Source organism: Rhizobium sp. BK060 (assembly GCF_014193145.1).
In the GTDB taxonomy this organism is placed as follows: Bacteria; Pseudomonadota; Alphaproteobacteria; order Rhizobiales; family Rhizobiaceae; genus Rhizobium.
The window spans coordinates 130,917-148,018 of the sequence record NZ_JACHYW010000003.1 but is presented as its reverse complement, the minus strand read 5'-3'; the positions used below and the strand labels follow the sequence as shown (position 1 = coordinate 148,018).

15 protein-coding genes, 1 tRNA gene and 1 pseudogene are annotated in these 17,102 nt (G+C 58.8%); 11 read left to right on the top strand and 6 right to left on the bottom strand.

All coding sequences use genetic code 11. The annotated features are described in order from the left end of the window. Positions 1-21: 21 nt before the first annotated feature. Positions 22-990 (bottom strand): LysR family transcriptional regulator, encoded by a 969-nt coding sequence (locus FHT71_RS04505; RefSeq protein ID WP_007792823.1) that lies wholly within the window; start codon positions 988-990, stop codon positions 22-24. A gap of 141 nt (positions 991-1,131) precedes the next feature. Here FHT71_RS04505 and FHT71_RS04500 point away from each other — a divergent pair, with 141 nt between their 5' ends. Continuing rightward, on the top strand, positions 1,132-1,746 hold the full coding sequence (locus tag FHT71_RS04500; protein ID WP_007792820.1) for an FMN-dependent NADH-azoreductase: 615 nt from the start codon (positions 1,132-1,134) through the stop codon (positions 1,744-1,746). A gap of 47 nt (positions 1,747-1,793) precedes the next feature. Here FHT71_RS04500 and FHT71_RS04495 read toward each other — a convergent pair whose 3' ends face one another. Further along, complete coding sequence (locus FHT71_RS04495) at positions 1,794-2,372, bottom strand: TetR/AcrR family transcriptional regulator (RefSeq protein WP_132594546.1); 579 nt, start codon at positions 2,370-2,372, stop codon at positions 1,794-1,796. Positions 2,373-2,476: 104 nt separating this feature from the next. Between FHT71_RS04495 and FHT71_RS04490 the strand changes: the two genes are divergently transcribed. Then, positions 2,477-3,253: an SDR family oxidoreductase gene (locus FHT71_RS04490; protein WP_132594548.1), complete on the top strand. Its 777-nt coding sequence runs from the start codon at positions 2,477-2,479 to the stop codon at positions 3,251-3,253. A gap of 3 nt (positions 3,254-3,256) precedes the next feature. Here the strand turns inward: FHT71_RS04490 and FHT71_RS04485 are convergent, their stop codons facing one another. The 3 genes from FHT71_RS04485 to ilvA all read right to left on the bottom strand — a co-directional run bounded on the left by FHT71_RS04485 (position 3,257) and on the right by ilvA (position 6,354). Further along, on the bottom strand, positions 3,257-4,528 hold the full coding sequence (locus FHT71_RS04485; protein ID WP_183719163.1) for a GGDEF domain-containing protein: 1,272 nt from the start codon (positions 4,526-4,528) through the stop codon (positions 3,257-3,259). 212 nt (positions 4,529-4,740) lie between these two features. Further along, positions 4,741-5,067: an HlyU family transcriptional regulator gene (locus FHT71_RS04480; RefSeq protein WP_183719078.1), complete on the bottom strand. Its 327-nt coding sequence runs from the start codon at positions 5,065-5,067 to the stop codon at positions 4,741-4,743. 36 nt (positions 5,068-5,103) lie between these two features. Next, positions 5,104-6,354, bottom strand: coding sequence for a threonine ammonia-lyase (gene ilvA / locus FHT71_RS04475; RefSeq protein ID WP_132594553.1), 1,251 nt, complete (start codon positions 6,352-6,354; stop codon positions 5,104-5,106). A 177-nt stretch (positions 6,355-6,531) separates the two neighbouring features. On the opposite strand from ilvA, the gene FHT71_RS04470 reads away from it, so the two are divergent. From FHT71_RS04470 to FHT71_RS04460, 4 genes and pseudogenes are all read left to right on the top strand, one after another. Then, positions 6,532-6,909 carry a VanZ family protein gene (locus tag FHT71_RS04470; protein ID WP_007792808.1) on the top strand — a complete coding sequence of 126 codons (378 nt, stop codon included), beginning with the start codon at positions 6,532-6,534 and terminating at the stop codon, positions 6,907-6,909. A 288-nt stretch (positions 6,910-7,197) separates the two neighbouring features. After that, a pseudogene (locus FHT71_RS32255) lies at positions 7,198-7,500 on the top strand (glycosyltransferase family 2 protein); the annotation flags it as partial. Positions 7,501-8,100: 600 nt separating this feature from the next. Next, a tRNA-Leu gene (locus tag FHT71_RS04465) sits at positions 8,101-8,186 on the top strand. A 141-nt stretch (positions 8,187-8,327) separates the two neighbouring features. Then, positions 8,328-8,465 carry a hypothetical protein gene (locus tag FHT71_RS04460; protein WP_007792673.1) on the top strand — a complete coding sequence of 46 codons (138 nt, stop codon included), beginning with the start codon at positions 8,328-8,330 and terminating at the stop codon, positions 8,463-8,465. 78 nt (positions 8,466-8,543) lie between these two features. Here FHT71_RS04460 and wrbA read toward each other — a convergent pair whose 3' ends face one another. After that, complete coding sequence (gene wrbA / locus FHT71_RS04455) at positions 8,544-9,140, bottom strand: NAD(P)H:quinone oxidoreductase type IV (RefSeq protein WP_007792676.1); 597 nt, start codon at positions 9,138-9,140, stop codon at positions 8,544-8,546. Positions 9,141-9,361: 221 nt separating this feature from the next. Here wrbA and FHT71_RS04450 point away from each other — a divergent pair, with 221 nt between their 5' ends. The 5 genes from FHT71_RS04450 to FHT71_RS04430 all read left to right on the top strand — a co-directional run bounded on the left by FHT71_RS04450 (position 9,362) and on the right by FHT71_RS04430 (position 16,983). Further along, entirely contained in the window at positions 9,362-10,138 is a 777-nt protein-coding gene (locus FHT71_RS04450; RefSeq protein WP_132594557.1) for a competence/damage-inducible protein A, read from the top strand. Between the two features lie 111 nt (positions 10,139-10,249). Next, a complete protein-coding gene (locus FHT71_RS04445) occupies positions 10,250-11,092 on the top strand; it encodes a universal stress protein (protein ID WP_183719076.1) in 843 nt (280 codons plus the stop codon). A gap of 182 nt (positions 11,093-11,274) precedes the next feature. Beyond that, a complete protein-coding gene (gene gpt / locus FHT71_RS04440) occupies positions 11,275-11,772 on the top strand; it encodes a xanthine phosphoribosyltransferase (RefSeq protein ID WP_132594561.1) in 498 nt (165 codons plus the stop codon). 197 nt (positions 11,773-11,969) lie between these two features. Then, on the top strand, positions 11,970-12,557 hold the full coding sequence (locus FHT71_RS04435; RefSeq protein WP_132594563.1) for a hypothetical protein: 588 nt from the start codon (positions 11,970-11,972) through the stop codon (positions 12,555-12,557). Between the two features lie 592 nt (positions 12,558-13,149). Then, positions 13,150-16,983 (top strand): vitamin B12-dependent ribonucleotide reductase, encoded by a 3,834-nt coding sequence (locus FHT71_RS04430; RefSeq protein ID WP_183719074.1) that lies wholly within the window; start codon positions 13,150-13,152, stop codon positions 16,981-16,983. The last annotated feature ends 119 nt before the right edge of the window (positions 16,984-17,102 follow it).

The window sequence follows — 17,102 nt, the reverse complement described above, 5'->3', positions numbered from 1 at the left end:
GGCGCGGGAATCCGCGTCCTCTTACTCGGCGGCAATCGGTAAATCGGGCGGCGATAGCTCAGCCAGTTGGGCCGTAAAATCGGCGTGCCTGGGGCATTGCTCCAGCCTTACCCGAAACGCTTCGATCATCCAGCTTGCCGCCGGACCAGGCGGGCTGGCGATCCGTCTCATGGCATAGAGCGGATATTCTCCCTGCTCGAAAGCAGGCAAGTCGAGATGGACCAAAGCACCGCTTCTCAGATCGTTGCGAATAAGCGAGGCGGGCAAGCCGCCCCAACCAAGCCCACCGCGAATGAGGGAGTGTTTCGTCGCAATGTCGCTCACCCGCCATGTCTTATAGGAAAGCACATTGAAATCACGGCCCTTTGTCAAACCAGACGCGTCCGTCACCACCAACTGCGTCTCCTCACGGACATCCGCCAGGGTCAGCGGTCTGCCGATCTTCGCCAGCGGATGATCATGCGCGGCAACGGGCATCATGAAGGAATGTCCGATTTGTTCTGCTGCAAGCGCATCGTGTTGCTTCAGCAGAGCGCCGCCGATGCCTATCGTTGCTTTGCCGCTCAAAACGAGATCCATCACCACACCGAGTTCACCCACGGTCAAACTGAGCGCCACGGACGGGAACTTGTCACGGAACCCGCGCAGCACGTCGACGACCGCGTGCGACGGCACCATGACGCTGATCGCCACGGAGACTTCGGCCTCCAGCCCTTCCTTCAGCCCTTTCACGCGGGCACGCATCACCTCGAGATCCGAGACAAGCCGCCGCGCATCCTCAAGAAGCGCCTTGCCCGCCTCCGTCAGCTTCGGCTGCCTTGCGCCGGAGCGCTCGAAGAGCGCCACTTCCAATTGAGCCTCGAGGTTGGCGATTGTGTAGCTGATGACCGATTGAGCGCGGTTTAGCGAGCGCGAAGCGGCCGAAAAGCTGCCCGTTTCCGCAACAGTGAGAAACACCTGCAGCTGGTCCAATGTCGGATTCGGAAGCATTTACCATCCAATCTATCGATGCTTTTGATCGACATTATCACAGTTTTTTCGATAGCCAGCCAGTCCTATTTTCTGCTTCGAAACAGCGGCTCGAAGCTCCCAAGACGTGCCGCAGAACCAAATTCGAGAGGAAATTCAATCATGTCGTCCATCCTGCTTTTGACTTCCAGCCCGCGCGTAGACTCGCTTTCCACCACGATCGCGGCTGACCTCGTCGAGAAGATCAAGGCTCAGCAGCCGGGCAGCGCTGTCGTTCGTCGCGACCTCGCCGCCAACCCGCTCCCGCATATCGACGATCTCTTCACCGCTGCCATCCGCAAGCCGGCCGATGACCGCACCGCCGCCGAAGCCGCCGCAGTGAAGACCTCCGACGAGCTCGTCGCCGAACTGCTCGCAGCGGACACGATCGTCATCGGCACCGGTCTCATCAACTTCAACATCTATTCGTCGCTGAAGACCTGGATCGACAATGTCGCTCGCGCCGGCCTCACCTTCACGTACACCGAAAGCGGCCCGGTTGGCCTTGCTACCGGCAAGAAGGTCTACGTCGTTCTCGCCTCCGGCGGCGTTTACTCGCAGGGACCGGCCGCCGGCATGAACCATGCTGTTCCGTATCTGAAGTCGGTTCTCGGCTTCCTCGGTATCACCGACATCGAAACTATTTACGTCGAAGGTCTCGCCTTTGGCCCGGAAGCTGCGGAAAAGGCAATTGGCGCTGCCAAGGCTCGCGCCGAGGAAATCGCCCTCGCCGCGTAATTGGTGTCCAGACTGATGTTGAAAACGGCCGGCTCTGACCGGCCGTTTCATTTTGTGCCGAGTTCGTTCACGAAAGCCTTTACAGTATCGAGTATCTCGCTAGCGAGGACTTCATCGTTCGCGATGCGTGCGAGGCCGAGTGCGCCGATCATGAGACAGGACGTGATAATCGCCTTGCGGCGCACCTCTGTTTCATTGGCCGCGGCCATGCGCGCCTGCATGTTGTGCAAGTTCGTCTTCATCTGATCGGTCGCGAGCGATCGACACCTCTCCCCACCGCGCGCGATATCAGCCGTGAGGGCTGCGAACGGGCACCCTCCGGCCGTATCGTTTCGGTGTTCCCGGCTCAGATAGCTGGCCGTATATTCCTCCAGCGCGATGTCCGCCGGCGCCCGCCCTTCGGACCGCACTTTCGCGGCCCAGGAGCCAAAGGCTGCCTGCATCGCCTCGGCGACCAGCTCGTCACGCGACGCAAAATGCTTGTAGAAGCCACCGACCGTCAGCCCCGCCTCCTTCATGAGATCCGCGACCCCGACGCCTTCAAGACCCTTCTCGCGCAAACGTTTCGAAGCAATCTCGACGATCCTCTCGTGCGTCTTGCGCTTATCCTGCTGTGAGTGGCCCATGAAATTCTCTCCCGGGATCGGTTGACTTATCAAGATTACAATCATAATCCTTATGGATGTTGATCGTAATCCAGATCAGGAAAATTTCCAAGAGGAGTTATGCAATGCGTCTGCAGAATAAGGTCGCCCTCATCACGGGCGGAAATAGTGGCATCGGTCTTGCGACCGCCAAGGTCTTCCTCGATGAAGGGGCCAGGGTGATCATTACGGGGCGCAATACCGAGACCCTCGCCGCGGCCGAAAAGGCGCTAGGCGGCAACGTGCTCGCGCTGAAGCTCGACGTTACTGATGTAGCGGCCACGGAACGGGTATTTGCAGAAGCAGCTGCTAAATTCGGCAAGCTTGACGTGCTTTTTGCGAATGCGGGTATTGGTGGTGCTACGCCACTTGGCGGGACGTCACTGGAGCAATTTAACGCCATCATCACTACCAACCTGACCGCCGTCTTCTTCACGGTCCAATCGGCTCTTCCGCATCTGAACGATGGCGGTTCTGTCATCCTCAACGGATCCGTGCATGCGGTGCTCGGTGCGCCTGGCTGGTCGGCCTATGCCGCCACAAAGGGTGCTGTGCGCGCCATGACCCGCAATATGGCGTCCGAGCTTGCACCGCGTGGTATCCGTGTCAATCAGGTGACGCCCGGCGGCACCAAGACACCGATCTGGCAGCCAATGGCGTCCACGGCCGATGCAATGTCCGCGCTCGAAGCCCGACTGGGCGGCATGAGTCCGCTCGGACGAATGAACGAAGCGGAGGAAATTGCCAAGGCTGCGCTCTATTTCGCCTCAAGTGATTCGACCAACGTCACAGGGATCGAGATCGTGGTCGACGGCGGCGCGACGGGCGCACCCTCCGGTGCCAAGATTTTCCGCGCCGGATAATCGCTAGCCCGTCTTCACAAGCCCAGGCTTGCCAACAACGCAATTGCGGCCGCCTTTCTTTGCCTGATAAAGCCGCTCATCGGCAGCCGAAAGGACGGTTGTGAAGCTCACGCCGTCGGTATCGGCTGTCGCCACGCCGATGCTGACGGTCACCGGCTTGCCATCCGGCGTCTTGACGCTGCTTGCAATCGTCCAGCGCAAGCGTTCGGCAAGTCGCATTCCCTCGGCATGGTCGGTTGCCGGGCAGACCGCGACAAATTCCTCGCCGCCAAAGCGGAACAGGCGGTCGGCCGATCGCAAAATGGTCCCGAGGCGAAGCGTGATCGCCTTCAACACCTCATCTCCCTGCAGATGCCCGAAGCGGTCATTAACGTCCTTGAAATGGTCTGCGTCCAGAATGATCACAGTAGCCAACTGCCCTTGCCGCAACGCTTCGCGGACCATGACCGGCGCTTCCATCTCCATGCGCGTACGGTCGTAGACACCCGTCAGAACGTCCCTACCCGTCCGGTTCAGCAGGTCGTTGTAGCGCTCCCGGAAAGTCAAGTCACTGAAGACATCGCTGATCGGCCGCACGCTCGCGGGAACGCCGTCGCGGCGTATCCAAATCTCGTAGACGGCAAAGAGCGCCGTATAGATGCAGACGGCGAACATCTTTGCCCTCCACCCGTCCCAGAAGGCGGAGGCCGGAATCTCGAGGAAATAGTGCAATGCACCGAAGAACCCGATCTGATCGAAGGTTAGGAGGACAAAGCCACAGATCATGAACCGTAGGATGATCCTGCGCTTCAAATAGCGGCCGAGACGCTCGTACAGGAGGATAATGCCGATGGAATCGAGATACAGAAGCGTTGTTCCCCAGACCATGAGCCAGCCCATTTCCTTGAGGAAATCGAAGTTCGCGCCGTCCCCGCGCGGCAGATCGATTGGCGTATGCAACTGAAGCAGCCACGCTACGGCGACCGTCAGGATATTGCCGAGAAACAGGCCGTAGATCGGCTGGCGAACCGTCGCAGCATCCTCCTGCAGATACAGCATGAGGATCATCATCAGCTTGCCGGCGAAGAACACCGACGATCCGGGCGACGCAACGCCGAATGGCAGCGCGACATAAAACACGGCCGCGAGGTAAGTCTCCATGAAATGCATGACGCCGAGGGCTGTGAGAAACACACCCAGGCCAAGGCGCTGGCGAAAATGCAGCAGCGTCACCATGAGCGTGAAATAGCCAACGGCCTCAATGACAAACAGCAGCAGATTAAAGGCTTGCATCAGGCGCCTCTCTCCTCAGCCAGCGCACCAACGCCAGAGGCGGCACGCCGCGCGAAGAATCAGCGGCGGCGAACATGAGTGGCTGTCCGTGTGTGGTGTAAGGCACGTGGCCGTCCTGCAAGGCTGCGAACACCAAGATTCCTCGCAATCCTTTAAGATTACGTGAGGATTAATACCGTCACGTCAGACACCGGAGAGACCGCGTCGGAAGCGGGTCAGACCTGACGAATTTTTGCACCATCGCTGAACAACGACGGGCCGTTCTGATCGATGATCTGTTGCGCTTTGCGCACCGTGCACTCGATCGCATCGTCGGAAGATCCAAACATGTCGGCGCGAATGAAGTTGCGCACGAGGACTTCTCCACCGACCGTCTTCTCGATCCGGCCAGCAAGGCGATACTGGCCGCCCTCTTTCTGCGGCTCGGCGTAGATCGTGCAGTCGCCGTAGAGCTGCGGCTCGGAAGAGACGCCTGCCGGAGCGTCAGCAGATTTGCCGCTGCCTGAAAACATTGAGAAAATGCTGGAGAAGATCGAAGCCATACTCCGCCTTTATCACGGCAGCTCGTGCCGGAAAAGTTAAATGATGAGGTTTGCGAGGATCTCGTTTTCAGTGATGTCCTCGAAGCCGATGGCGGCATTCTCGAAGTTCGCGACGAGTTGCGCAAAATTCTCCGGCGCCTTGGTTTCGATGCCGATCAGGACAGAGCCGAAATTGCGAGCCGTCTTCTTCAGATACTCGAAACGGGCGATGTCGTCGTCCGGACCGAGCAGGTTCAGGAAATCGCGCAATGCGCCCGGCCGCTGCGGCATCCGCAGGATGAAGTACTTCTTCAAGCCGGCGTAGCGCATTGCGCGCTCCTTGACATCGGGAAGGCGCTCGAAATCGAAGTTGCCGCCAGAAACGACGGCCACGACCGTTTTGCCCCTCAGCACTTCCGGATCCATTGCAGCGATCGCGGTCAGTGACAGCGCCCCTGCCGGCTCGAGAACAACGCCCTCCACGTTCAGCATCTCGCCAATGGTCACGCAGATCGCGTTTTCCGGCATCAGCATGACCTGCTCGGTCGGGAATGTTTCGAGGGCGGCGAAGTTCAGATCCCCGATCCGCGCCACCGCCGCGCCGTCGACGAAATTGTCAACCTTGGTGAGCGTCACCAAGCGCCCCGCGTCAATACTTCGCTTCAGGCTCGGCGCTCCGGCCGGCTCCGTAAAGATGAAGCCGGATTTCGGCATGAGGCCATCGAGATAGCCGGTGATGCCAGCCGCAAGGCCGCCGCCACCCACCGGCATCACCACCATATCAGGTAGCGTTCCTTCGGGCAGCTGTTGCAGGATTTCCGCAGCGACCGTCGCCTGCCCTTCGATGATATCAGCATGGTCGAAAGGCGGCACCATGACACCGTCGATCGCCTCGACGTGATCGCGGGCGGCCTGGTAGCATTGATCGAAGAAGTCGCCCGTCAGCTTGATGGTGATGAACTCGGCGCCAAAGATGCGAGTCTTGTCGATCTTCTGCTGCGGCGTCGTTACCGGCATGAAGACAACACCGGGCACGCCGAAATAGCGGCAGACAAAAGCGAAGCCCTGGGCATGGTTGCCGGCCGAGGCACAGACGAAGGTCTTGCCGCCAGCGCCCATGGCGATCGCCTTGCGGAAGAAATTGAAGGCGCCGCGAATCTTGTAGGAGCGCACCGGCGAAAGATCTTCACGCTTCAACCAGATGTCGGCGCCATAACGCGCCGACAGGTGCTCGTTCAGCTGCAGTGGCGTTGCTGGAAAGAGGCTGCGCATGGCCGCCTTGGCGCTCTCGACATCCTGTCTGGTCACGGTCGTTCGTCCATTCCTGTTTTGCTCTCGCTATCGCACAAGTGAGCGGAGCGAGAAAGCCCATATCCGACGATATTGTTTACTTCAAAAGTCATCTTTTAAATCGGAGTTCCAAAGCTGGTCGGATAACGCAATTGTGCGCTATCAATTCGCTCACGATGCGGCTACATCGCCCCGATGATATCAAGTAAATTTGCAAAGCCGGCTGCCTGGCTGCTTCTCGCGGCCATTATTTTCGTCACGCTGTCGCCGATCGGGCTGCGGCCGCATACCGTGACCTCGGTCAATCTCGACCGCGCGCTCGCCTATTTGTTGGTGGGCTTCATGTTCGCGGTCGCCTATCCCAGGCATTGGCTCGCGGTCGCCGTTCTCCTAATCTTTGGCGCATTGGCGATCGAATATCTGCAATATCTGTCGCCGACGCGCCACGCGCGCCTGCACGACGCGCTCGTCAAGATCCTCGGCGCATCTGCGGGAATATTCGCTGCCCGCGTGTGCGCAACATCCACAGCTGGCACCTCAGAGATAAAAACGCAGCTGCTTGGTGACGACTAATCGGCTGAGTCTTCGCTGGAAAAGCATGGTGCAACTGCCAATCGCAAGATGTCGCAATTCATACGCTGCATTTTTTACAAGCTATTTTTCTCAATATAGCTCGCAGATTAGATGAAAAATGATCAAGAACCCTTTCGTTCGCACAACGTTTGAATGTCGGCTGGGCACGGCGCCGAATTCAGATGCCACGCCTATCCCACTCGTTCTCACTGGTCGGCTTGGTTGACTTAACTCAACTCGGAATGGCATAGTGCCACCCAACTTCCCATCAATGACTTACAGTTCCGCATGTCCACTACATTGCGCATCATCTCGCTCTCTACCATCCCTCCACGTTTCGCCAAGCTTGCACCGACCCTTAACAGCCTAGTTAAGCAGAACGGCGCAGTGGATGAGATCCGGCTCTACGTGCCCAAACGCTATCGGCGGTTTCCTGACTACGACGGATCCGTTCCATCCGTGCCCACTGGGATCACGATAGTTCGACCTGAAGAAGACATGGGACCTGCATCTAAGGTGCTGTTTGCCGCACGCGAGCTCCGTGGGAAAAAGGCACAAATTCTGTTCTGCGATGACGACAAGGTGTTCTCGCCCAATTGGGCCTCTCAGTTGTTCGCGGCACAGGACGAGCGACCAGCGGAATGCGTAGCCCTGATCGGCAAGGACGTGCCAACCCATATTGCGAAACCCTCCGCCATTGTGCCGAAAGCAGTGCGCAGACGGAAAATGGATCTTTTGCTCCGCGCCCGCCGACTACGGCATAAGTTCGCTTCCATAGTGTTGCGTTTGGACCAGCCGAAACCGATGCCGACGTTGGTTGCGAAGGGCGGCTACGTGGATGTGCTTCAAGGGCTCGGCGGTGCCGTCGTGCGTCCAGAGTTTTTCGATGATATCGCGTATGACATCCCTGAAGTCATATGGGCAGTCGATGACGTTTGGTTGTCCGGCATGCTTGCACTGAAAGGTATCCCGATCTGGCTCCCTGCTGGGCTGGAAGAACCACGGACGACCGCTGCACACGATGTCGCCTCACTATACCTCGCCACCATCGAGGGTGCGGTCCGTAGCGAAGCCAATCGCCGGTGCATCGAGACATGCAGCAGCATTTCAATATATGGCGATAAATTGCGCCACGATTGGGTGTGCAGAGCTTCCCAAAACAGATTCGCTAAGTTATTGCGATCGTTGAACGCGAGCGTGGCGAAACTGGTAGACGCAAGGGACTTAAAATCCCTCGGCCTTAGGCTATACGGGTTCGATCCCCGTCGCTCGCACCATCAGGGCCAGACTGTATCAACATCCAGGGCAGCCGGCCACCACCCTTTATCCTCGCTTGCGAATGTGCTTGTATGCGCACGCCAGAAGGACCGCGGTTGGGGCTGCGCATAGTTGTAGGCTTGTCTTGTGGGAGTAAGGCTATGGTTTACGATTGGGATGGCACGAGAACGCGACGTCTCAAATTGTTCAGGGCGGGAACGGCATTCATGATCGCCATTGCGGTTCTCGGAATACCGCTTCTTTTCTACGCAGTGAAACTGCACGATCTCTACGGCTGATGCGCAGTCGGTGACTTTGTCTGCGCAGTGCAAGCAGGCGCGAACCCAATGGCCGCGCCTGCCGGTGAAGAGAGCCGATTAGCCCAGCTTTGCGGCAATCTTGGCGACGTGAGCGCCCTGATACTTTGCCGCTTCCAGCTCGATCGCCGAAGGTTGACGGGATCCGTCACCATCCGTGATCGTGGATGCGCCATAGGGTGAGCCGCCCTTGATTTCATCAACGCCCATCTGGCCTTGGAAAGCGTAGGGAAGTCCCGCGACGATCATGCCCTGATGCAGGAAGGTGGGGATAAAGCCGAGGATGGTGGACTCCTGACCACCGTGTTGCGTTGCCGAGGACGTGAAAACCGAACCAACCTTGCCGACCAGCTTGCCGGCAAACCAGTGGCCGCCCGTTTGATCCCAGAAATTGCGCATCTGCGACGCAACCGTTCCGAAGCGCGTGCCGGCACCAACGATGATGGCATCGTAATCAGCAAGTTCATCGACAGTTGCAATCGGCGCAGCCTGGTCCATCTTGTAGTAGGACGCCTTGGCAACTTCGTCTGGAACCAGTTCCGGAACGCGCTTGACAACAACGTCGGCGCCAGTCGACTTTGCGCCTTCGGCGACGGCATATGCCATGGTTTCGATGTGGCCGTAGGCCGAATAGTAGAGCACGAGTACCTTCGCCATTTACTTATCTCCATCAGGGAATTTGCGTTTGAATTCGTAGGCGGTGGAAACTTAGCAGCGCGCTGTAATCAACATAGCCCCACGCGGCAGAACGCACTGTTCAATGGCCATAGACGAAAAAATACTTGGAGCCAGTTGCGTGACCTAGCGGCGGTGACACGGTTTGCAAGACCGGCGAAGGGCGCTACCTATGTTGGGATCCAAACGTTCGGAAATTTCCAATGACCAATGAGACAGTTGTCACCGCCGCCATGCTTGCCATTGGCGACGAACTCTTATCCGGCCGCACCAAGGACAAGAATATCGGCCATCTGGCGGATATGCTGACGCTTTGCGGCATCGATCTCAGAGAGGTCCGCATCGTCGGCGACGAGGAGGATGTGATCGTCGAGGCCCTGAATGCCCTGCGCGCAAAATACGATTACGTCTTCACGTCGGGAGGCATCGGGCCGACCCATGACGACATTACCGCCGATGCTGTGTCCGCAGCGTTCGGGCTGCCTTGCGAATACGATGCTGACGCAATGACCTTGCTCGGCGAGATGTATGCGCGCCGTGGGCTCGAATTTACCGATGCCAGAAAGAGAATGGCCCGCATGCCCAGAGGGGCGCGCCATATCGCCAACCCGGTCTCGACCGCACCTGGTTTCGTCATCGGCAATGTTCACGTCATGGCCGGCGTCCCGCAGGTCTTCCAAGCCATGGTCGACGCGGTCATACCGACCTTGCGCACCGGCACGCGCGTGCTCTCGCTCGGCATCTCCTGCCCTTACGGCGAGGGCGACATCGGCACGCCGCTTGCCGCCATCCAGAAAGCCCACCCGGAGACGAGTATCGGCTCCTACCCCCGCTATGTCGGCCAGGCGTTCTCGACTGAAATCGTCGTACGAAGCCGCTCGCAGAATGCGGTCGATGCCGCGGGAGTTGATGTGCGCGCCATGATCGAGACCATCCGTCAAACAAAGGAGGTGGCTGAAAACCGCTCGGCAGAGGCGTAGAATAAAGGAGATCCCGGCTCGCCGTTGATATGCATCAAGGCACCGGCGCCCTTGCCGGCGCATTCTCGTTGAAGATTAGCCGATTTCATCCGCGTAAGGAGAGAATTGTTTATGTCTTACAAGACGATACTTGCCATTCTCGACACCGTCGACAACACCACCGCCGTGGCCGATTTTGCTTTCGCCATTGCCGCGCAGACCAATGCCCACGTTATCGGCCTTCATGCGGAAACCGTCGCGGTCGTGCCTCTCGTGGCACCAATGGAGATACCCGACCCCGTCGCCGTGCAGGCGCTTCAGGACATGGCGCGTGCGGAAACCCTCGAAGTAGAGCGCGTCTTCCGCAGGAAGGCGCAGGCTGAAGGCATCTCCTTTGAATGGCGTAGCTTCGCCTCATCCACCGGCTACGGCACGGCACCGTTGATCGAAAGCGCGCGAAGTGCTGACTTGCTGATCGCGTCGCAGGCCAATCCGGCAAAACCGTCGGACAGTCATGTCGACATTGACAACTTTCTCTTCGAAAGCGGTCGCCCGGTCATGCTGATCCCCTTTGTGCTGCGCCAGCCGAAGTCGATCAAACGTGTTCTCATCGCCTGGAACGGCTCAAGGGAGGCAGCGCGCGCGGCGTTCGACGCCTTGCCAATCCTGAAAGCCGCCGACGAAGTCGAGATTTTCTCCGTCGATCCCGTCGACAATGCACTCCAGTCTGCGGCTGTCGCGGGCGCGGACATCGCAGCGGCTCTTTCCCGCCACGGCGTCAAGGTCACCTTGGCGACCGCTCAAAGCGCGGACAAATCCGCGTCGACTGTCATCGAAAACCGTCTCTCCGACAGCAGCATCGACCTGCTGGTTATGGGTGCTTACACCCATTCGCGACTCTGGCAGATGATTTTCGGCGGCACCACGAAAACGCTGCTGCAGTCGATGACTGCTTTGACGCTGCTGTCGCGATAAGAATCACGAGGGGCTTGCGTTTTGCCCCCGGAATCCGTTAATTGCGGCGACCGATGACGAGCTCCGGCTTCGGTCCTCCAATCGCGCAGTCTCGGCTGCGCGATTTGCGTTTGGCCGATCGCGGAATGCCTTGTCCGGCCGCCGGCAAACGGCGTGTCATCATTCATGCCGCGGAGCAAACCATGTCCCTTCCCGATAAAGCCTTTCCCGTCTCCTGGGATCAGTTCCACCGTGACGCGCGTGCGCTCGCCTGGCGCCTTGCTGGTTTGAAGCGCGATTTCAAGGCAATCGTCTGCATCACGCGTGGCGGCCTCGTGCCAGCGGCGATCATCTCGCGCGAACTCAACATCAGGCTGATCGAAACGGTCTGCGTTGCCTCCTACCACGACTATGTGAACCAGGGCGAAATGATGCTCCTGAAGGGCATCGCGCCGGAACTGACCGCTGACGAAGGCGAAGCTGTCCTCGTCATCGACGACCTCACCGATACCGGCAAGACGGCCTCGGAAGTTCGCTCGATCCTGCCCAAGGCACACTTTGCCTGCGTCTACGCGAAGCCTCAGGGTGTTCCGATGATCGATACGTTCGTCACGGAAGTCAGCCAGGACACCTGGATCTATTTCCCTTGGGATATGGGGTTCACCTATCAGGAACCGATCTCCAAGGCCGGCCGGGGCTGAGCGCGACTCGCGGCGCAACCTGACAGGCCGGTGACAATTTCAAATTGCACCAATCTTTGTTTAACTAACTCATCGGATTCCGCTATCGCGCCGCCCCCTCAGACCTTATCCTTCAAAGCAACCGTCCCGCGCGGCAACGGCGTTGCGCTGCGGACCGGGGTAGAAGTTTAGTCGCGGGGCGCGACGTTGGAACGAATATGATGCGTTGGGGCTACGTCGGGACGGTTGCGGCTTTCGGGCTGGGCCTCTGTCTCTCGCCTTTGGCCACTTCGGCGGAACCGGCCTATGTGTCCGTCGTACGGGAATACGTCGAGACAGTCGTTAAGCCGATGGTGAATACGCCGATCGTCCGGAAGGCGATCGAGGACCAGAACGCCAAACTCGGCAATATCAGTGACGCGAACATCCAGGTGCTGGACAATACCTACCGCTCCGAGGTCCAGAGTGGCGGGTGGCAGATGGTCAGGCGCCTGCTCAACAAGCCGGTGTCACGATATTTGAAATCCAAGCAGGATGATTCGCAGGGCACCATCATCGAATTTTTTGTAACCGATCGTCATGGACTCAATGTCGGCCAGGGCACGATGACCACCGACTATTGGCAAGGCGATGAAGACAAGTTCCTGAAAACATTTCCGAGATATTCCGACGAGATATTTATCGACCGGGCTGAGCGCGATGAGCAGACACAATTACTGGAAACGCAGGCAAGCTTTGTCATCAAGGATGAAAACGGACAGCCTATAGGTATCGCAACGGTGACAATTGCGATTGACGCATTATGACCGAAATTGGCCTCAAACGAATCGGTTGCCGCATTTGGCCGGCAAAAGCTGCAACCAAATCAACACGGTCGCAACTTTTCTTAGATTTTTTAGGCTCTGGGCCGACTAAAGCTCGCAACCCATTGAATTTCTTGCACGACTTTGTTTTCCCCACTCTCCACAGCCCGATCCACAATATGTTGTGGTGAACGGTTCGTTAAAAACAACCCCTTGACGGAATCGCCAGTTTCCAACTTAATGGGTTCCGATGTTGCTGCGGCAGTTGGACCGGAATTAACGAGGCCGGTTCTCTTCAAAAATCGAGCGTAGAATCAGGGTGTTGCATCCATGAAGGATGATCGCCATGAGGGGCTTCGTGCGCGATTTTTATCTTCCAAAAAGTGACATCGGGGGGCTGGCGATAATAAGCTGTTAATACTATATTTAGTGTTTGCAGCCACCATCACCACAAGATACAGGAAAGCCATCTCCGATGACACTCCTGTGACGATACGGAAACGAGAACTGGCTGCGCTCCTCACGGCGCCGCCGGAGGTGGAAACTTGCGCCTTGATCAAACGGGGACGGGGCGCGCAAGCTAGAGGTTAGGCAAATGCGCATAGAACGCCGTTTCACGAAGGCAGGACAGAGCGCTTACGCGGATATCGAATTCCGCAAGGCGACGAGCGAGATCAAGAACCCGGACGGTTCGATCGTTTTCCGCCTCGAGAATATCGATGTTCCGGCGCAGTTCTCCCAGGTCGCTGCCGACATCCTGGCGCAGAAGTATTTCCGCAAGGCCGGCGTTCCAGCCAAGCTCAGGAAGGTCGAGGAAAACGACGTTCCTTCCTTCCTGTGGCGTTCGGTTGCCGATGAAGCGGCTCTGAAGGATGTTCCCAAGGACCAACAGTACGGTTCCGAAACCGACGGCCGCCAGGTCTTTGACCGTCTTGCCGGCACCTGGACCTACTGGGGCTGGAAGGGCGGCTACTTCTCGTCCGAGGAAGACGCCCTCGCCTTCAAAGACGAACTTGCGTACATGCTTGCTACCCAGCGCGTTGCCCCGAATTCCCCGCAATGGTTCAACACCGGCATGCATTGGGCCTATGGCATCGACGGCCCCGGCCAGGGCCACTTCTATGTAGACCCTTTCACCGGCAAGCTGACCAAGTCGAAGTCGGCCTACGAACATCCTCAGCCGCACGCCTGCTTCATCCAGTCTGTTGAAGACGACCTCGTCAACGAAGGCGGCATCATGGACCTGTGGGTTCGCGAAGCCCGTCTTTTTAAGTACGGCTCCGGTACCGGCTCCAACTTCTCCTATCTCCGCGGCGAAGGCGAAAAACTTTCCGGCGGTGGCCGCTCCTCCGGCCTGATGAGTTTCCTGAAGATCGGCGACCGTGCAGCTGGCGCCATCAAGTCGGGCGGCACAACGCGCCGTGCTGCCAAGATGGTCGTGGTCGACATCGACCACCCGGATATCGAGGAATATATCAACTGGAAGGTGAAGGAAGAGCAGAAGGTCGCTGCCCTTGTCACCGGTTCCAAGGTCGTCGCCAAGCACCTGAAGGCGATCATGAAGGCCTGCGTCAACTGCGAGGCTGGCTCCGAAGCCACTCGGGGCGATTGCTTCGACCCGAACAAGAACCCTGCCCTGAAGCGCGAAATCCGCGCTGCCAAGAAGGATCAGGTTCCTGAGAATTATATCGGCCGCGTCATCCAGTTCGCCCGCCAGGGCTACAAAGACCTCGAATTCAAGACCTACGACACCGACTGGGATTCGGAAGCCTACCTCACCGTATCCGGTCAGAACTCGAACAACTCGGTCTCGATCAAGGACGACTTCTTGCGCGCCGTCGAAAACGACGGCGACTGGAACCTGACCGCCCGCAAGGACGGCAAGGTCATGAAGACGCTGAAGGCCCGCGATCTCTGGGAGTCGATCTCCTACGCCGCCTGGGCATCGGCCGACCCGGGCCTGCACTTCAACACGACGATGAACGACTGGCACACCAGCCCCGCAGCCGGCCCGATCCGCGCATCCAACCCGTGCTCGGAATACATGTTCCTCGACGACACAGCCTGCAACCTGGCCTCGCTGAACCTCATGCAGTTCAAGGATGCCGCCACCAAACGCATCAACATTGCCGACTACGAGCACGCCGTCCGCCTGTGGAGCGTTGTTCTCGAAATCTCCGTGATGATGGCACAGTTCCCGTCGAAGCGGATTGCCGAACTCTCCTACGAATACCGTACGATCGGCCTCGGCTATGCCAACATCGGCGGCCTGCTGATGTCCTCGGGCATTCCGTATGACAGCGACGAAGCCCGCGCCATCGCCGGCTCGCTGACGGCGATCATGACCGGTATTTCCTATGCCACCTCGGCGGAAATCGCTTCCGAGCTCGGCCCGTTCCCGATGTTCAAGCCGAACCGCGAAAACATGCTGCGCGTCATCCGCAACCATCGCCGTGCCGCTTACGGCGAGAGCTCGGGCTATGAAGGCCTGTCGATCAACCCGGTCGCGCTGATCCATTCCGAAAACCCGGACCAGGATCTCGTAGCCCATGCCAAGAGCGCCTGGGACAAGGCTCTCGAGCTCGGTGAAAAGCACGGCTACCGCAATGCCCAGGCAACCGTGATCGCGCCGACCGGCACGATCGGGCTCGTCATGGATTGCGACACAACAGGCATCGAGCCCGACTTCGCACTGGTGAAGTTCAAGAAGCTCGCCGGCGGCGGCTATTTCAAGATCATCAACCGTGCGGTTCCAGAGGCGCTGCGCACCCTGGGTTATTCCGAAAGCCAGATCGCCGAGATCGAAGCTTACGCAGTCGGTCACGGCAACCTGAACCAGGCGCCTGCGATCAACCCCTCGACGCTGAGGGCCAAGGGCTTCACCGACGAGAAGGTCGAGGCGATCAACGCCGCGCTGAAGTCGGCATTCGACATCAAGTTCGTCTTCAACCAGTGGACGCTCGGTACCGACTTCCTGAAGGGCACGCTGAAGGTTTCCGACGAGCAGCTCGCCGACATGAGCTTCAACCTGCTCGACCATCTCGGCTTCTCGAAGAAGGACATCGAGGCTGCGAACATCCATGTTTGCGGTGCGATGACGCTGGAAGGTGCACCATTCCTGAGAAACGAACATCTCGCCGTCTTCGATTGCGCCAACCCGTGCGGCAAGATCGGCAAGCGTTATCTCTCGGTCGAGAGCCACATCCGCATGATGGCAGCTGCCCAGCCCTTCATCTCGGGTGCGATCTCCAAGACGATCAACATGCCGAATGAAGCCACCGTCGAGGATTGCAAGAGCGCCTACATGCTCTCCTGGAAGCTCGGCCTGAAGGCGAACGCCCTCTATCGTGACGGCTCCAAGCTGTCGCAGCCGCTGAACGCCTCGCTGATCGAGGACGAAAGCGACGAGGATGCGGTTGAGGAACTGCTGCAGCAGCCGGTCGCGGCCCAGGCCGTCACCATCACCGAGAAGATCATCGAGCGTGTGGTCGAACGCGTCACCCGCGAGCGTGAGAAGCTGCCGAACCGCCGTCAGGGCTACACCCAGAAGGCCGCCGTCGGCGGACATAAGGTCTATCTGCGCACCGGCGAATTCGGCGACGGCCGCCTCGGCGAAATCTTCATCGACATGCACAAGGAAGGGGCCGCCTTCCGTGCGATGATGAACAACTTCGCGATCGCCATCTCGCTTGGCCTGCAGTACGGCGTGCCGCTCGAAGAATATGTGGAGGCCTTCACCTTCACCAAGTTCGAGCCGGCCGGCATGGTCATCGGCAATGACGCTATCAAGAACGCCACGTCGATCCTCGACTACGTGTTCCGCGAACTCGCCGTGTCCTATCTCGGCCGCCACGATCTGGCACATGTCGACACGTCGGACTTCTCGAACACGGCGCTCGGCAAGGGCATCCAGGAAGGCAAGACGAACCTCGTCTCGACCGGCTGGACGCGCGGCTACAAGCCGACGCTGGTAACGGGCAACGAGCGTCAGGCCGGCGGCGAGCCGAAGGGCGCCGCCACCACAGCCCCGGCGCGTGCCTCCTCTGGCGCCACGGTGACGTCCTTTGCCGGTGCTGCCGCCCGCAAGATCGAACCGACCGTCGCCATTTCGAGCTCCGAAATCGTCGCTTTCAAGCGCGACTATGAGGAGCGGGCGAAGGAACTAGCCGAAGAGATCGCCGAGGAAGTGATCGAAGAAGTTACGACTGAGGCCCAGCAGCAGGCAACCGCCCTCTTCTCCGACAAGGCGGCCGCCGACGCGGCATCGGCCAAGACGGAAGCCAAGAAGGTCGAAGCCGAACGCCGTGCCCGCTCCATCATGCAGGGTTACACCGGCAACATGTGCTCCGAGTGCCAGAACTTTACGATGGTGCGCAACGGCACTTGCGAGAAGTGCGACACATGCGGAAGTACAAGTGGGTGCTCTTGAGTACTCATTGTACTCATGTGACGCCAGCCCCTCGAATTTCGCGGGGGGAGCCATAATGAGAAGATCGCATAGGTGAGCGAGCGTCTCCGCCGGCCCGGCCGGCGGAGACGACCGAGAAA

Excerpts from the sequence above, each read along its gene's own strand:
- FHT71_RS04505 (WP_007792823.1), bottom strand. The coding sequence starts at position 990 with ATGCTTCCGAATCCGACATTGGACCAGCTGCAGGTGTTTCTCACTGTT.
- FHT71_RS04500 (WP_007792820.1), top strand. The coding sequence starts at position 1,132 with ATGTCGTCCATCCTGCTTTTGACTTCCAGCCCGCGCGTAGACTCGCTT.
- FHT71_RS04495 (WP_132594546.1), bottom strand. The coding sequence starts at position 2,372 with ATGGGCCACTCACAGCAGGATAAGCGCAAGACGCACGAGAGGATCGTC.
- FHT71_RS04490 (WP_132594548.1), top strand. The coding sequence starts at position 2,477 with ATGCGTCTGCAGAATAAGGTCGCCCTCATCACGGGCGGAAATAGTGGC.
- FHT71_RS04480 (WP_183719078.1), bottom strand. The coding sequence starts at position 5,067 with ATGGCTTCGATCTTCTCCAGCATTTTCTCAATGTTTTCAGGCAGCGGC.
- FHT71_RS04470 (WP_007792808.1), top strand. The coding sequence starts at position 6,532 with ATGATATCAAGTAAATTTGCAAAGCCGGCTGCCTGGCTGCTTCTCGCG.
- FHT71_RS04460 (WP_007792673.1), top strand. The coding sequence starts at position 8,328 with ATGGTTTACGATTGGGATGGCACGAGAACGCGACGTCTCAAATTGTTC.
- wrbA (WP_007792676.1), bottom strand. The coding sequence starts at position 9,140 with ATGGCGAAGGTACTCGTGCTCTACTATTCGGCCTACGGCCACATCGAA.
- FHT71_RS04450 (WP_132594557.1), top strand. The coding sequence starts at position 9,362 with ATGACCAATGAGACAGTTGTCACCGCCGCCATGCTTGCCATTGGCGAC.
- FHT71_RS04445 (WP_183719076.1), top strand. The coding sequence starts at position 10,250 with ATGTCTTACAAGACGATACTTGCCATTCTCGACACCGTCGACAACACC.
- gpt (WP_132594561.1), top strand. The coding sequence starts at position 11,275 with ATGTCCCTTCCCGATAAAGCCTTTCCCGTCTCCTGGGATCAGTTCCAC.
- FHT71_RS04435 (WP_132594563.1), top strand. The coding sequence starts at position 11,970 with ATGATGCGTTGGGGCTACGTCGGGACGGTTGCGGCTTTCGGGCTGGGC.
- FHT71_RS04430 (WP_183719074.1), top strand. The coding sequence starts at position 13,150 with ATGCGCATAGAACGCCGTTTCACGAAGGCAGGACAGAGCGCTTACGCG.